A 15589-nucleotide genomic window follows, 5' to 3' on the forward strand; every position below is an offset into this window, starting at 1 on the left:
GTATGAGATGTTGCAAGAGCAATGTTTATGGAACATGACTGCGCCCAATATTGACACCTACCGCCAGTTGAGTAGCGATACTCAAGCGACTATTTGTATTATTGGAGGCGGTTATACCGGGTTATCGGCTGCGATTCATTTGGCCGAAAAAGGTGTTAAAGTTATTTTGCTTGAGAGCCAAACGATCGGTAGTGGCGGCTCAGGAAAAAGCGTAGGACTGGTCAATGCAGGTACTTGGGCGCGTCCCGATGATTTGAACATTGCACTAGGCGAAGCGGCAGGTGAGCGTCTGACAAAAGCTCTTGGACAAGCGCCAAGCTTAGTATTTGATTTAATCAAGCGTTATGATATCGATGCGCAAGCCACGCAAGCTGGTAATATTCACATGGCACACAACGCTAAAGGTGAAATCGATGTCGATATCAGATACGAGCAGCTCAGCCGACGCGGTGCAAATGTTGAGGTGTTAACTGGCAGCAAATGCCATGAGTATTGTGGTACCAAAAGTATCAATAAAGCACTGTTAGATCACCGCGCCGGTACCATAAATCCGCTGGCCTATGTCAGAGGACTGGCAAAAGTAGCGACAGATCTTGGCGTGACTATCTACGAGCATTCAGCCGTTGAAGCATTGGAAAAAGTAGATGGCCATTGGTATACAAGGACTGCTAAAGCTCGCGTAAAGTCTGAGCGCGTCATTATTGCGACGAATGCCTATACCGAAGGTGAATGGACAGAAATTACTAAGACATTTTATCTGGTTTATTATTATCAGATTGCGTCTGAACCGCTTAGCGGAGAAGCTGCGGATCGTATTTTGCCATATAGAACAGGGGCATGGGATACGCGACTAGCGTTATCTAGCTTTCGCCGTGATGACGATGATCGCTTATTATTGGGAACGGTCGGTGGTACGCAGCTTAAACCAAAATCCTTTTACCAGTCATGGGCCAATGCTGTGCAAAAGAGCTATTATCCAGATTTGCCAGCATTTAAGTGGCAGTATGAGTGGACGGGCAGCTTTGGCTTCACCCAAGATCATATCTTTCGAGTAATGGAGCCTGATGAAGGCTTATTGACAGCGACGGCTTATAACGGACGCGGTATTACTACTGGAACCATGATGGGTAAATGCTTTGCAGACTATATATTGACGGGTAATAGAGACAGTATTCCACTACCATTTAAAAGCTTAGAAGAGGCAAAAATCTCTTTTGTAGGACTCAAGTCTGGATTTACGGAAGTAGGGTTGACGCTCTATCATGCAGGACAGTGTCTAAAAATTATCAGATAGATTGATGAGCATTCTTGCAAGCTATATAAATCAGTAAAGTATTGATTAATAACTGTATTAGCATTATGGTTAAAGCCAGACAGCATTTATGTTGTCTGGCTTTTTTTCTTCTCTTTTTATCATTCATAAGACAGTTATATTAAAAAAATGGACACTCACATGCAAGCACCTAGCAATAAAAATAGCAATCATATGGCTAATGTAGCGAATAATAAAACGTGGTTATTTGTCCCAGCGACTCGAATAGATAGAGTAAACAAAGCCTTTGCTAGCAGTGCAGATGCAGTGATTGTAGATTTAGAAGATGCGGTAGCTTTAGAGGATAAGGCACAAGCGCGCAACGCATTACAAGAGTATTATGAGAGTGCAGACTATCAGCCCGTTTGGGTGCGCATTAATCAGGCTAGTAGTACTGATTTTGCCAAAGATATAACAGCATGCGAGCAGATGCCCAATCTCGCTGGCGTCATACTGCCTAAAGCTGAACAGCCCGCAGATATCGAATACATTCATCATTTAACTGGACTGTCTGTCATTGCATTAATAGAAAATGCCATCGGTTTGCATCAAGTCGATGCTATGGCAAAAGCATCAGGACTGCTCGCATTCAGTTATGGCTTTCTAGACTTATGCAATGATCTGGGAGTCCAAGTAGGGACGCCTGCGGCAGATATCGTCGCCAATCAGATTCGCTATCAACTCATTCTTACTTCCAAAATCAATCAGCTATCACCACCTATTGATACGGTGTATCCCGATTTTAATGATGCCAAAGGGTTAAGCGCGCGCGTACAACTGTGGTCGCAGATGGGCATGTCCGGCATGCTCTGTATTCATCCTAAACAAGTAGCTGTTGTGCAAAACGCGCTGCAACCGACAGATGCTGAGGTTGAGTTTGCTAGGCGTGTGGTGGCAGAGTATGAGCGCAGCGGACAAGCGGTGTTTAAAGTAGAGGGTGAAATGGTTGATGCGCCTGTGATTGAGCGTTGTATGCAGCTGTTAGCTAAGTAGGTTGAGAAGCAAAATCCATGTTTTATCACGCTTGTTATGGACACAGTTAAATTTACAATTTTTACATACAAGCCATGTTGTCCATCGATATATCCGCTTTAAATTTGAAATGGAGAAACCTATTGCGCGCTGTCAACTATAAGTATGTGATTGTTATCGTACTACTGCTGCTTGCCATTGGTTTTGTGATATTCCGTTGGTGGCAAGGGCCGCTTTTGCCTAGTTACAGCGTCTCATCCATGCCACTGGTACAGACGGTGGTAGCGACAGGACGTGTAGTGACGACGTCACGCACTCAAGTGGGCAGTGAAGTAACTGGTGTGGTACTTGAGCGCTTGGTACAAGAAGGTGACCAAGTTGCGAAAGGTGATTTATTACTGGTACTAAGTTCAGATGGCGTTGCTGCTCAAGTGCGTCAAGCTGAGGCTGAGTTGGCTGAACTTGTCACTAGTACACGACCACAAGCCGTAGTGGATCTGTCCAAAGCGGAAGTGCAGCTAGCACAAGCACGTCGTAACGTAGCACGTCGCCGCGAGCTGGCAGCGATTTCGGCAATCTCAGATGAAGAGTTGGAGCAAGCAGAGCAGGCGGAAGATCAGGCTCGTAATGATCTCAAAGCAGCACGCTTGCGAGCAGAAGCATTGGCATCTGGCGGTGTTGAGGAAGTTTTATTACGTGAGCGTATCGCAGCCTTGCAGGCGCAGCTTGATAAAACTAAAGTACGTAGTGAGGTATCAGGGACGGTATTAACCCGTAATGTAGAGCCTGGAGATTTGGTGCAGCCTGGTCGAACTTTATTTACCATTGCGCTCGATGGTAGTACAGAGATTGAGGTGCCGCTTGATGAGCGTAACTTATCGCGGCTAGCACTGCAGCAAAGTGCCATAGCCATTGCTGATGCTTATCCAAAAAACCCTTTTCCTGCTCGTATCAACTTCATTGCACCAAGTATTGATTCACAGCGCGGTACAATTGAGGTTAGATTAAGCGTTGATCCAGTGCCCCAATTTTTGCGCCAAGATATGACGGTATCGGTAAATATTGAAACGGGCCGTCGCGAGCAGACGCTAGTGATTCCAAATGATGCTTTAGCGAATGTCCAAGAGAATAATGCCCAAGTACTGCTATTGCATAATGGCAAAGTACAACGGCAGAAGGTAACTTTAGGCCTGCGTGGCTTGGCAATGTCTGAAGTTATCAAAGGGCTGAACGTTGGCGATCAAGTATTAGTTGATGCCACTTCATTATTGGCTGATGGCGCGCGAGTACGCACTGAAATACAAGCGTTGCCATTCTCTAAAAATAACAACGTTCCAACTAACAACGTTTCAACTAACAATAATAATTCAGCTACCCGTAATGAACCAGCGGTGAAATTAAATTGAAAAATTTCTTCGGGCGACTATGGATTGAAGCAACCATTGCGATGAGTTTTCTGCGCGAGGGGCGTGCGCAGTCGCTCATGATTACCGTAGGCGTAGCAGTGGGTGTGGCTGTTATTATCTTTATTACGGCTCTGGTTCAGGGGTTGCAGTCTAATCTTATCGAAAACACTTTGGGCACTCAGGCGCATATTCGTTTGTTATCACCGGATGAAGTCAATCGGGTGATTCCGCCTAAAGCTGGTACTGTACAATTGGTACAAGAAGATAAACGCCCACAGCGACTACGATCAATCAATAACTGGCAACAGGTAACGACGACTTTGGATCAGTTGCCATTGTTGACGGCAGTATCACCGACGGTATCAGGGCCAGCATTTGTCCGTCGCGGTGATGCATTAGAGTCGGTAGCACTTGTTGGTACCGACCTTGAACGTTACCAGAAGATCATTCCGCTGGAAGAGTATCTCATCAGTGGCGAGCTGCGAGTAGGCGCTGATGATGTGCTGATTGGTAGCGAACTGGCAAAAAACCTAGGGGTACAAGTAGGCAGTAAGCTGCGCATAGAAACTGGGCAGCAGAATAATGCAGTGGTAAATATCGTCGGTATATTTGACTTAGGTGTACGTGAGTTAGATGCACGCTATGTCTACTTGGATTTAAAGCAGGCACAGTCGCTACTCAGTCTTCCAGGCGGGGTCACCGTCATTGATTTAACTATCGCAGATATCTTTGCGGCAGAAGATATCGCCGCACAGGTAGGTCGCTTGACTTCGTTGCAAGCAGAGAGCTGGATTGAGACCAACTCGCAACTGATGAATGCGCTTTCCGCGCAAAGCCTATCTACCAATATGATTATTGTCTTTGTGGCTATCTCGGTGGCCTTTGGCATTGCGAGTGTGCTGTCCGTCAGCGTTGTGCAGCGCACTCGAGAGATTGGTATTTTACGTGCAACTGGCGCTACCCGTCAGCAAATTCTACGAATTTTTCTGATTCAGGGTGCAGTCTTTGGTTTACTTGGATCAATGCTAGGTAGCGTGGCCAGTTACGCTCTAGTATGGGTGTTTAATACTTTTGGGCCAGGTTTATTCTATATTCCAGTGTCTGCAAACTTAATCATGCTGGCAATGTTACTAGCGACGCTCACTGGTATTCTGGCTGCTGCGATACCATCACGCCGAGCCGCTGCTCTGGATCCAGTAGTGGCTATTCGTTACGTTTAATCAGATGCCCAATCATGAGTCTAATACTATGTCTGACAATAACTCTAGTAACCCTTATAACTTTCATACCTCTCATGAAGTCCTACGTTTAGAGGCGTTGAAGAAATCTTATAACATTGGTCAGCCTAACGAGATTGAGGTATTACATGGTATTGACTTACGCATTGACAAACACGACTTTGCTGCGCTGATTGGCCCTTCTGGCTCTGGGAAAAGTACGTTGCTAAACGTGCTTGGTTTGCTCGATAAGCCGACCAGTGGTGAGCTCTATCTGTTAGGTCAGGCCACTAGTAATATGGATGATGCTGGACGTACTGCCTTGCGAGGCCATAGTATTGGCTTTGTCTTTCAGTTTCACCACCTCATTCAGGCATTTACAGCATTAGACAATGTATTGATGCCACTAATGTTAACTCAAGGTCGGCCAGATAAGTTGGCGATACAAAAAGCACGTGACTTGCTGGCTGCAGTTGGGCTTGAGAAGTTTGCTGATACCAAGCCAAACGAGCTCTCAGGTGGTCAACAGCAGCGAGTCGCTATTGCAAGAGCACTTATCACCGAACCTGCGCTATTATTGGCTGATGAACCAACCGGTAATCTCGATACAGTCACGGCTGCTGAGGTGTTTGAGCTGTTTCGCAAGGTCAACCGCGAACGTGATTGCGGCGTACTTTTAGTCACGCATGATCCTCGTCTATCAGCGACTTGTGATCGCACGATCAATTTGGTAGATGGGCTGATCGAAAGTGACACGTTAAATATAAAATAAGACTGGTGCTTATCTTATTAGAAAATACCTTATTAAAGAATACCTTCGAATATACCATCGATGTACTTTTCTACCGCATCCGTATCATTACTGACTTGCGCATAAGTTCTTAAACCCATGACTTGAATTTGAAAGTAGCGGGCCAGTTCAGCTGGATCTTTATTATCGCTAATTTCACCGTTATCGATGGCTTGCTGAAAGGTCTTAACAAAAGAGGCTTCAACACGTTCTAAAATGCTGGTTGCATGAGCAAGCAAATCTGGACTGTCGTTTTGCGTGAGCTCACCGACGGTTTTAACCACCATACACATGCCGCTGGGTGCAGTGCCTTTACTACAAACAGTGACGCTATGAATAAATCGCTTTAGGCCAGCAAGTACTGTCTTTTCTTGCGCAATACTATTAGCAAGATTTGTAGCACCTTCTTTAGCATAGCGATTTAATGCTTCTTTAAACAAATTGTCTTTATTACCAAAAGCGGCATAGATACTACCAGGGCGCATATCGACGACATCTTGCAGATTTCTCATAGAGGTGGCGTGATAGCCCTTTTCCCAATAGAGGTTTTTGGCTTTTTCGATGACGTCATCACGATTAAACTTCGCTTGTGCACTCATAATTTTCACCTTACCGCTCATTTAGGTTTTAATAGTAACACTTTATCGATATCTGTTGCATTATGACGGTTTTTTAATTGTTCCCAGACTTCACCCGATGTACGGTTAACGATACGACCACGTTGTACGGCTGGACGTGCTAATACGGCTTTTGCCCAGCGCTGCACATGGGTGTAATCATCGACTTGCAAAAAGTCCTTGGCCTCATACTGATTACCCAACACCAAATTGCCATACCAAGGCCACGTGGCAATATCAGCGATACTATACTCATCACCGGCGATAAATTCATTTTTTGCTAATTGCTTATCGAGTACATCTAACTGGCGTTTGGTTTCCATCGTAAAGCGATTGATGGCATATTCAAACTTTTCGGGCGCATAAGCATAAAAATGCCCAAAACCGCCGCCTAAGTAGGGCGCGGAACCATGTAACCAAAATAACCAGTTAAAGACTTGGGTACGTTTGCTGCCTTTTTTAGGTAGTAGTGCGTCAAACTTTTCAGCAAGATAAAGCAAAATAGAAGCCGATTCAAATACCGTTTCAGGCTCAGTGCCAGAGTAATCAACGAAAGCTGGAATTTTAGAGTTAGGATTGATGTCTACAAAGCCTGATGAAAACTGATCGCCGTCACCAATATTAATCATATGAGCGTCATACTCTGCGTCTTTGCCCAGTGCTAGCAGCTCTTCTAGCATGATAGTGACTTTTTGACCGTTAGGTGTGCCCATTGAGTAGAGCTGCAAAGCATGTTCACCTACTGGTAATGCTTTTTCATGGGTAGCACCTGAAACGGGACGATTCACACTGGCCCATTTACCGCCACTCTCTGTATCATGCGTCCAGACTTTTGGGGGTACATATTGGTTTTCCATTATTATTCCTATTCTTATGTTCGGGGTTATTGCTGTAGTTAGGTCTCTATAAAAGATATGCAGCGAGACTGGAATAAATTTTCGTAGCCTCTGTCGGCATAGGCACAGCACGCAAGAAAAATTTGTACCAGTATCGCGTATGTTACGGGGTATTCATTTTACGTAGTAACGACTTTCGTCAGTATTATTCAGCGCTTTTGGCAAAGTTTTGTGGATACAGCGCACGAGCAGCGGCGTTATCAAAATCAGATTTGAACTGAACGTCCTTAGCGATATTGCGCGCTTTATCTACTGCAGGACGAGCGTTTATACGAGCAAACCAGCGTTTGAGGTTAGGATAATTGTTTAATCCTTCTTCGCCCAAGACAAACGTGGCCTTATCAACCCAGCCCCAAGCGGAGATATCGGCAATAGAGTAGTCGTCACCAACCACATATTCACGGCCTTCCATATGCTTATCTAGCACTTCGTAATGACGATCTGCTTCACGGAGGTAGCGATTAATCGCATAAGGCACTTTTTCGGGCGCTTTATGTCTAAAATGCACAGATTGACCAGAAAACGGGCCCAAGCCTGTCGCGATAAACATCAGCCATGACAGCATCTCGCCTCTATCTTCTGGCTGACCCGCCAACTTGCCGGTTTTTTCAGCCAAGTACATCAAGATAGCCGTCGAATCAAAAACACGGTTGCCATCATCTTCGATAGCAGGCGTTTTACCATTTGGGTTAATCGCGCGGTACTCAGGCGTGTGCTGCTCACCCTTCATCGTATCTATGGGCATTAGCTCGTACGATAGGCCTGTCTCCATCAGATAGAGAGCCACTTTCATAGGGTTAGGTGTTTGGTGAAAATAAAACTTAAGCATAGTAGTGTCCTAAACAGTATAAAGGGTTTGAGGTTGAGTCTTAAGCCACTATAAAGAAAAATGAACGACCGTTCAAGTTATCTTTAGCAATCATTCATTTCATTGAAATTAATCATAAAAACGTCTTTTACTAAGCAGACTAAGCTGATTGTTGTGATCGTAACAGCAAAGCAAGTCCAATCGCTATAAAGGCTGCAATGCCAGACACCATATAGCTAATGCTAAAGTCGCCCGTAATTTCTGCAAGATAACCCGCTGCCACTGGCCCAAGAGCCTGTCCGCCTGAAAACGCAAACGTCAGCGCCGCGAGTGCACTTGCCGCCGCCGCAGGGCCAAAATAATCGCCAGCACAGGCTGCCATAATGACAGGAACGCTCCAAACCACTAAGCCAAACAAGATAATGGACAAGTACAGCCCTAAAGTCCAATCAGTCAAGCCAACCAAAAGATAAGCGATGGCAAGGAAGAAAAAAGCCAGCGCGAGACCAAGACGACGGCCAATGTGGTCAGAGATCCAGCCAAAGAGCATGCCTGAAAAGACACTCAGCAGTCCAATCCACGCCCAAATACCGCCTGCAGTCGCTTCACTCAGTTGATATGATCCAACCATACTGGTCACAATAAAGGTCACGTAAACCATATAAGTAGCACCATAAATGGCAAAGATAACACCCAAATGTACGAGCAGTTTGACGTTACTGCGCTCTAACTTTTTCTTATTTTTTACTGGCAAAGTAGGCACACGGCCAAAAGGTGTGAGCCTGATATCGTCTGGATGATTGCGGATTAAGGTAAAGGTAATCCAAGCCACTACAATATTGATAAGGGCAAAAATTAGCCAACCCGTTTGCCAAGACAGTAGACCAGAGATAGGTAAGAGTTTTGGTACGACGAAGCCCGATAGAATAATGCCAAATCCAGGGCCAGCCATTACCAGTCCTAAGGCGAGCCCACGATGCGATGGGAAAAACCAATGTGACATGACGCTCATCATGGGTAAGACCACGCCGCCACTACCAATGCCAGTCAATACGTAGAGCGCGCAAAGTAGGGGAAAGCTTGTGGTAAAAGCCATAGCAAGCATAGAGACTGCGATTAAGAGAAGGCTGGCAGTACCAGTGATTCGAGTACCAAATCGAGGCAAAATAAGCGGACTTAAAAGCACGGCGACAAGATAGCCAATCAAGTTGGTAAATCCCAATATTCCGCTTTGGGTGTAATTGAGTCCCAAAGAAGCCGACATCGACGGTAGCAACATACCAAATGCAAATCGCCCTAATCCAAGGCCACAGAACATCGCTATAGAGCCAGTCGCAGCCACGATCCAAGCATAATGTAACCTGCCTAGTCTGATGGGAGGTGTACGAGCTTTATCTTGTTGAATGATGTCCTCAGGCATTGTGATTCTCCGAGTGGACGAAGAAGGTGAATGTCACGTTCACAATACGAAGGGTAGATAGAGATAAACCGAATGACGTAGCTATTTTTCTTGAAAGGTTGCCCATTTTACACTTATCCTTGTGTGTTTGATGCAGTACAAACGAGTCCGATAGCAATGAGTATAGCTTTGCCTGAACACTCGTTCAATAGAAGTTATAGAAGTTTATGTAAATTGCTAAGATATAGTGGCGAGTAGCATAAAAAAATGCCAACCCATTTAAGTGGCTGGCATGTGGCTGGTTTTTATCTGATTGCGTTAATTTTGATTATAGTCAGTTCATTATAAAAAGGTTACAGTGAGACTGGGGTAAATTTTTTGCCGCATCTGTCGGCGCAGGCACAGCACGCAAGAAAAATTTGTACCAGTCTAGCGAATTTACGCAGTGTGTCTCTTTTATTTAGTAACGTAACGATTATACTTACAGTTAACAGTAGTAACGATTTGAGTGTTTGTTAGCCAAGTCTTCTACTCAATTCAGAAAAGCGCTTTATCATATAGATTATGAGTAGCAGAGCCACACTAGCAATAGCGGCCCCAACATAGCCCACGCTTGATAAAGACAGATGCGTCACCGCGTATCCACCAAAGAGCGCGCCTGTCCCAATCCCTAAGTTGATAATACCTGAAAACATTGACATCAGCATGTCTTGGGCGTTGACGTCGACCATAATGACTTTCGCTTGCATGGAAATAATCAGCAGCATCAGTGCCGCGCCCCATAACAAGGCAATTAGGCTGAGTGCCCAAATGGAGGTCACGACGAATAATAGCACCAGCATAGAAAAAAGCATCAGGATCGTCGATATCAGCATCAACCGTGTGTTAAATCGATCACCCCAGCGACTAAATATCACACTGCCTACAATCCCTGCGACACCGAATAATAATAGTACAAAAGTGGCTGAGTTCTCACTGACTGAGCCGACCTGTCGCATAAAGGGCTCAATATAAGAGTAGGCGGTATAGTGCGCAGTAAAAACCAGTAGAATAAGCAGGTAAAGACAGACCAATAAGGGATTTTTTAATAGCTCGGGAATTTTTCTAAAAGAGCCTTGAAACATACTGGGCAGGGTCGGTAACAGCTTGGCTTGCAGCGCAAATACCACAAAAGCAATTATCCCAATCCCACCAAACGTCGCACGCCAGCCAAACCATTGACCAACCAAGCGCCCTAAAGGCACACCTAGCACCATCGCTAATGAAGTGCCCGTCGCAAGTACGCTAAGTGCCAGTGCCTTTTTGCCTTCTGGTGCCACGCGTATGGCGATAGCGGCGGTGATGGACCAAAATATCGCATGCGATAGCGCGATCCCCACTCGGCTGATCAGCAGCACATCAAAGCTCCATGCAAATACTGATAACACATGACTGGCAATAAATACCGCAAACAATGCCAATAACAAACGTTTACGCTCAAAGCGACTGGTCAATAGCATCAGCGGCAATGACATAGCCGCGACGATCCACGCATAGAGCGTCAACATCCAACCAGTCTCGGCAGTGGTAATAGAAAAATCTTGGGCAATGTCACTGAGTAGGGCGACGGGGACAAATTCTGTGGTATTCATGATAAAAGCACTGACGCCCATCAAAAATACTTGAAAATACTGAGTCCGGCGAGCATCTGGGCTCGCCTCAAGGTTTCGTTTCATAGAATGGGAGCAAATATTTGATGAGATAGAGGTAGCGAGGCAAGATACCAAGTCAAAGGCATTAGTGAAAGGGCTTTTTTGCTAATGATTGTTAATAGGTGGTTTGGCGTTATATGTTACGGACTAACAATAATTCTAAAAAAGAAGCACACATATCAGTATTTATTTCTTAGCAGTTGATGTGCTATCATCATTTAACAAACTATCGTGGGTTTAACAGTTTTGACATCGCTAACCATATTTATAATAAATGGTGGCGTACAAACCTTGCAACTTCCAGCGCGATATAAAACAATCCTGGTAAAGCGCATGAGCCTGTACTCCGACGTCCTCATTTGTGCCTGATATTATAATTTTTGTCGGAGTTATAGGAATCTAAGGTGTTCAATATCATGAGCCACTCAACCAATCCATCCAAATATACCTGCCGCTATCATCCGCGTCATCCACTGGCTCAGTATGCGATTATTCAAATAGAGACGCTTGAGCTGCGTGCGCAGAATATTATCAAAGCCATGGGGTATCCTTTAAAGCACACTATACCTGCTTGCGAGCGCTTACGTCACGTATTGTGTCATCGCTATCTTGGGCTTGATGGTAGCTATATGGACAAATATTTTACAGCTGATGAGTTTTTAGCAAAGCTATTCATGGTACTTGAGTTGCCTTATGAGCCATTCGCAGAAGATATCGCACAGATTAAATATGAGTTAGCACATGGCCCTAATTCTCTACCAAAGTATCACTTACAAGCAGAGGTAGGTTTTGACTGTGTCAATACAAGTCGGGTATCTTGTGACGCAGCCTCACGTTTGGCTCAGTTACAGTTGCCATCAGCGTTTGTCACATTGGATAAAACTGAGCGACAGACAATTATTCAAGAACGTATTTGCGAGTATTATCAGTAGTACGATGGTGATCTGCTTTAAGGCGATATTATCAAGTGGTACTGACTATTAAGTAAGAGAATAAAGAGGTCGATAATATAGAGTATAAGTTGTCATGCCCTAATGATGACTATAAATTGTTTTGTTCCAAATTTGACAAAAACGCGGCAAAACCGTCATTTACTCGGCCGTCTACACGGCTACTGGTGATGACTCGCACACGATTACTCCAAGTAATAGCATAACCTTGGGTCTCAAATTTTTTGACCAAATTCACATCTTCATGACATGGTAGGAGACTAAAGCCTCCAACAGCAAGGTAAGCTCGACTACTAAAACTTAAATTTGCTCCATGGATGTGTCGATGTCCCATCTTGTCTTGATAGTGAGCAACATAATCGCGCCGCGTTTGCGGTGACAAGTTTGTCCAGTCATCGATACTTACCACACCGCAAATCATATCAGTCGACTGCTGAGTTATATGAGCGACTTGCTGCACCAGCCAATCTGTAGTCACAACCGTGTCAGCATCTGTGCAAGCAATCCACGTCGCCCCCTGTGTAATCGTATGTCGAATACCCATATCTCGTGCCCGTCCCACACAGCGATACTCACAGCTTATATGATTGACTGCTAGGTGTCTGAAATGAGAGAGCGTGTCATCGGTGCAGCTATCAAGCACGACAAGCGGATATGCGGTAATGGTCGAGGGGAGTCGTTCAATGGCAGTTTGCACAGATTCTAGGCAAGCGCTAATAGTCGATGCTTCGTTGTGAGCGGGAATCACTATACCGATTTTTATATCGTCCATAAGTCTCTCATTGTTTGGCGACTGGTCTTACTCCATCATACTTCATTATATTCGTCATATCAGGTTTTCCTGCATGGCGACCGAGCGCGGAGAGCGTTGCCAAACGTCTAATAAAAAATCACAATCTACAATTTGGCTTTGATGATTAAACGTTGCTTGCGGCGTCTCTTTGTCATTTATAGTATGAAAGGTCTGGTGCAGACGTTGATGTACTGTCTCGCCCGTCATCACAAAGCCATCAATACTATATCGCCAATGGCAGAACAGTATAGTGCCACCTATTGCAAGGTTTTGCTGAGACCAAGCGATAACCTTATCGAGATCAGTGGGCGATAAATAATATAAAATTTCACTAATAACAATTAAATCAAAAGGAGGATTATGCGTGTCTAAGACCTCTGATTCTGATAAAGGATAGGCTTTTAACAGCGCATCCTGTAAGTTCAATAACGTATTAGGAATGACCCCTTGAATCACCTTAGCATGAGCGTAATTTGCCAAGCGTTGTTTGGCAAGTGCTACCGCTTGATGATTACCATCTACGCATGTCAAAGTCTGGCAACGGTGGGCCAATAATTCGCTAAATACGCCATTGCCAGAGCCCAGCTCAATGGCGTTGCTGTATTTCTCCTGTGGTAGTATCGCTAGACAGATATCACGTTTTCTTTTTTCATACCAGCGGGTCTGATACTCCCATGGATCAGTGTTGTCGTTATATAAGGCATCAAAATACGTTTCTGAGTAGGCATCAGTGCGATTGTCAATATGACTAAAACTGTCCAAAGTTGTTTTAGCGAAACTATCAACAAGATCAGCTGATGTTGTCGATTTAGGTGAGTGACTCATATAGATAAACTTCCCAAGGTTGGCTAATTCTAGCAATGGTTTGAGCAGATAAAATAGGCGGGTTGCCCGTACTTTCATCAACGGTAATTTGACTGTCAAAACAGGCAATTGCTTGGCTTTTACGCTGCAATTGCTCAGCGTTCAAATCGACTCTAACAGCATGATGCCAAGGAATGCGAGTGTCGGCAGGCTTTGCCCAGTGCCATGCCCAAATCAATACCTGATAACACGCTATCTGCTGCTGTTTAGCAAATGCAGTGACCACACGCCCTGTCGCCTCATGATCAGGGTGACCATCGTGCATAAAAGGCGTCACTAAAATATCGTCAGGCTGGATAATAGCGGTCAGTTTTTGCCAAAACTGCTCTTGCTCGGCAAACACATTGCCATCCGTCAAATTTAGCGCAACGATGGTCACTTGATGAGCGATGCCCAATACTTCTAACGCCGCTAGGCTTTCTTTTGGACGGATAATATCAAGCTGCTGCGGAGGATAAATCTGTGAGTCTGGATGGCTTTGAGTGCCATTGGTCACGTGAATAAGTATAATAGGATTACCATTAATAGCCACTTGCTGTAGCAAGCCACTAGAGCCCAATATTTCATCATCAGGATGCGGGGCAAAAATGCACACCCGCTGGTTTGGTGAAAAACGCTTGGCTATATCCAATCGAGGGAGGTTTTGTAGCCCTTGCCAGTTTTGCCAGCTATCTATACTGGTGCCATCGCCTGCTATTATACGATCGCCAACGATTGGATGATGACTCTCAGACGTAGCCATATTGGGAGTTACAGTTGCCATATATTTACCTGCCCGTCTGTTAAATCACTGGTTGCGGTGCTAGATAGCTCGCCAATTTTTTGTAAATCAAACGCGCCATGACTTTGGCGGATAAATACGCTTAGATCTGCTGATAATCTTGCAAAATGCGCGTTACCACAAAATGGTGCCGCGCCCAATGCTTGTCCAGCACTCTCTATTACTTGCCGAGCGACTTGCTCGACATGCGCCCTTAACTCGCGAATAGCCAGCTCATGGGACAGCGTGGGCTGGGTGTCTATGAGTTGAGCCACATGATGAAAATACTGCTGAGTAACACTCAATGCTGTACCGACTTGTCCTAAATACATGGCTTTGTAGTCATTTGGCTTTTTTTGATAAGACTGTATTAAATAAGTGGCTATATATGAGGCTGCCCCATACCAGCAAGCAGCAACACCTGCCGCTCCATGCCAAAATCCTACGCGCTCTAGGTACGCATCGGCTTCCCCAGCAGTATCAGCCGTTACCTGATCGAACGTTATAGTGGCAGTATCAGTGGCTTGCATACCTACTGCTTGCCATCCACTATTATCAATCGCAATGCCATCTTGCTGCATATCCACGACCAGTAGTTGTGAGCGACCATGCTCATCTCGATAAGTTATTACCCCATAATTGACAATATTCGCGCCTGAACACCATGCTTTTGTGCCGCTTATTTTGCCTTGCTGATAGCGTATGGGATCAGGGTGACCCTCTGACGCCCAAACTGCGCATAGCCCTTTTACTGCTTTGTCATAACCCAATTCGTGCAAGATGCTTAGTGCATCTAGGTGCGACTCAAACCACTTTATAATCGTTAAGTCGATACTGGCAACATACGCCAGCACTTGCCAACGAACTAATGTGCGTGAGTCTGTTCCATCATTATCGGCTGTACCGCTGGCAGGATGCGGGATTTTGTCACTATATGTGATTAAGATATTTAATAGGTCACGGCGCAATTCGTCCGTCATGACAGGCAAGTCAGTACCTGTTGGGTCAGTACCTGTTAAATCAGTACTTATCACGTCTTTTATAGCGGCTTTAATATCCTGCAATAAATTAACTTTTGCGTCCAGCATAAGGGTTCCCTAATTATTTTTATAAA

Annotated in this window: 15 protein-coding genes; 6 read left to right on the forward strand and 9 right to left on the reverse strand. The window is 44.9% G+C overall.

Features of this window, described 5'->3' with window-relative positions; genetic code table 11:
- Positions 1–7: 7 nt before the first annotated feature.
- From Q0890_RS08955 to Q0890_RS08975, 5 genes are all read left to right on the forward strand, one after another.
- On the forward strand, positions 8–1294 hold the full coding sequence (locus tag Q0890_RS08955; RefSeq protein WP_299219666.1) for an FAD-binding oxidoreductase: 1287 nt from the start codon (positions 8–10) through the stop codon (positions 1292–1294).
- Positions 1295–1453: 159 nt separating this feature from the next.
- Entirely contained in the window at positions 1454–2305 is an 852-nt protein-coding gene (locus Q0890_RS08960; protein ID WP_299219669.1) for a CoA ester lyase, read from the forward strand.
- A 122-nt stretch (positions 2306–2427) separates the two neighbouring features.
- Positions 2428–3690, forward strand: coding sequence for an efflux RND transporter periplasmic adaptor subunit (locus Q0890_RS08965; protein WP_299219672.1), 1263 nt, complete (start codon positions 2428–2430; stop codon positions 3688–3690).
- The gene (locus tag Q0890_RS08970) at positions 3687–4910 is read left to right on the forward strand and encodes an FtsX-like permease family protein (RefSeq protein WP_299219674.1); all 1224 of its coding nucleotides are present in this window, start codon (positions 3687–3689) and stop codon (positions 4908–4910) included. Before Q0890_RS08965 ends, Q0890_RS08970 begins: the two co-directional genes overlap by 4 nt.
- Positions 4911–4938: 28 nt before the next feature.
- Positions 4939–5679 (forward strand): ABC transporter ATP-binding protein, encoded by a 741-nt coding sequence (locus Q0890_RS08975; protein WP_299219677.1) that lies wholly within the window; start codon positions 4939–4941, stop codon positions 5677–5679.
- 32 nt (positions 5680–5711) lie between these two features.
- Here Q0890_RS08975 and Q0890_RS08980 read toward each other — a convergent pair whose 3' ends face one another.
- From Q0890_RS08980 to Q0890_RS09000, 5 genes are all read right to left on the reverse strand, one after another.
- Entirely contained in the window at positions 5712–6296 is a 585-nt protein-coding gene (locus Q0890_RS08980) for a TetR/AcrR family transcriptional regulator (protein ID WP_299219682.1), read from the reverse strand.
- Between the two features lie 17 nt (positions 6297–6313).
- Positions 6314–7174: a glutathione-dependent disulfide-bond oxidoreductase gene (yghU, locus tag Q0890_RS08985; RefSeq protein WP_299219871.1), complete on the reverse strand. Its 861-nt coding sequence runs from the start codon at positions 7172–7174 to the stop codon at positions 6314–6316.
- A gap of 181 nt (positions 7175–7355) precedes the next feature.
- Positions 7356–8039: a glutathione S-transferase N-terminal domain-containing protein gene (locus Q0890_RS08990; RefSeq protein WP_299219684.1), complete on the reverse strand. Its 684-nt coding sequence runs from the start codon at positions 8037–8039 to the stop codon at positions 7356–7358.
- Positions 8040–8178: 139 nt separating this feature from the next.
- Positions 8179–9438 carry an MFS transporter gene (locus tag Q0890_RS08995; RefSeq protein ID WP_299219687.1) on the reverse strand — a complete coding sequence of 420 codons (1260 nt, stop codon included), beginning with the start codon at positions 9436–9438 and terminating at the stop codon, positions 8179–8181.
- A gap of 494 nt (positions 9439–9932) precedes the next feature.
- Positions 9933–11132, reverse strand: coding sequence for a sugar transporter (locus tag Q0890_RS09000; protein ID WP_299219689.1), 1200 nt, complete (start codon positions 11130–11132; stop codon positions 9933–9935).
- Between the two features lie 392 nt (positions 11133–11524).
- Between Q0890_RS09000 and Q0890_RS09005 the strand changes: the two genes are divergently transcribed.
- Complete coding sequence (locus Q0890_RS09005; protein ID WP_299219692.1) at positions 11525–12040, forward strand: hypothetical protein; 516 nt, start codon at positions 11525–11527, stop codon at positions 12038–12040.
- Between the two features lie 109 nt (positions 12041–12149).
- On the opposite strand, the gene Q0890_RS09010 is transcribed toward Q0890_RS09005, so the two are convergent.
- The 4 genes from Q0890_RS09010 to Q0890_RS09025 all read right to left on the reverse strand — a co-directional run bounded on the left by Q0890_RS09010 (position 12150) and on the right by Q0890_RS09025 (position 15563).
- A complete protein-coding gene (locus tag Q0890_RS09010) occupies positions 12150–12821 on the reverse strand; it encodes a glycosyltransferase family 2 protein (RefSeq protein WP_299219874.1) in 672 nt (223 codons plus the stop codon).
- A gap of 63 nt (positions 12822–12884) precedes the next feature.
- A complete protein-coding gene (locus tag Q0890_RS09015; protein ID WP_299219694.1) occupies positions 12885–13676 on the reverse strand; it encodes an SAM-dependent methyltransferase in 792 nt (263 codons plus the stop codon).
- Positions 13660–14478, reverse strand: a complete 819-nt coding sequence (locus tag Q0890_RS09020; RefSeq protein WP_299219697.1) for a PIG-L deacetylase family protein — start codon at positions 14476–14478, stop codon at positions 13660–13662. Before Q0890_RS09020 ends, Q0890_RS09015 begins: the two co-directional genes overlap by 17 nt.
- Positions 14466–15563 carry an acyl-CoA dehydrogenase family protein gene (locus Q0890_RS09025; protein WP_299219700.1) on the reverse strand — a complete coding sequence of 366 codons (1098 nt, stop codon included), beginning with the start codon at positions 15561–15563 and terminating at the stop codon, positions 14466–14468. The genes Q0890_RS09020 and Q0890_RS09025 overlap by 13 nt, the downstream gene beginning before the upstream one ends.
- Positions 15564–15589: the final 26 nt, after the last annotated feature.

The organism is uncultured Psychrobacter sp., assembly GCF_947488565.1.
Lineage (GTDB): Bacteria > Pseudomonadota > Gammaproteobacteria > Pseudomonadales > Moraxellaceae > Psychrobacter > Psychrobacter saeujeotis.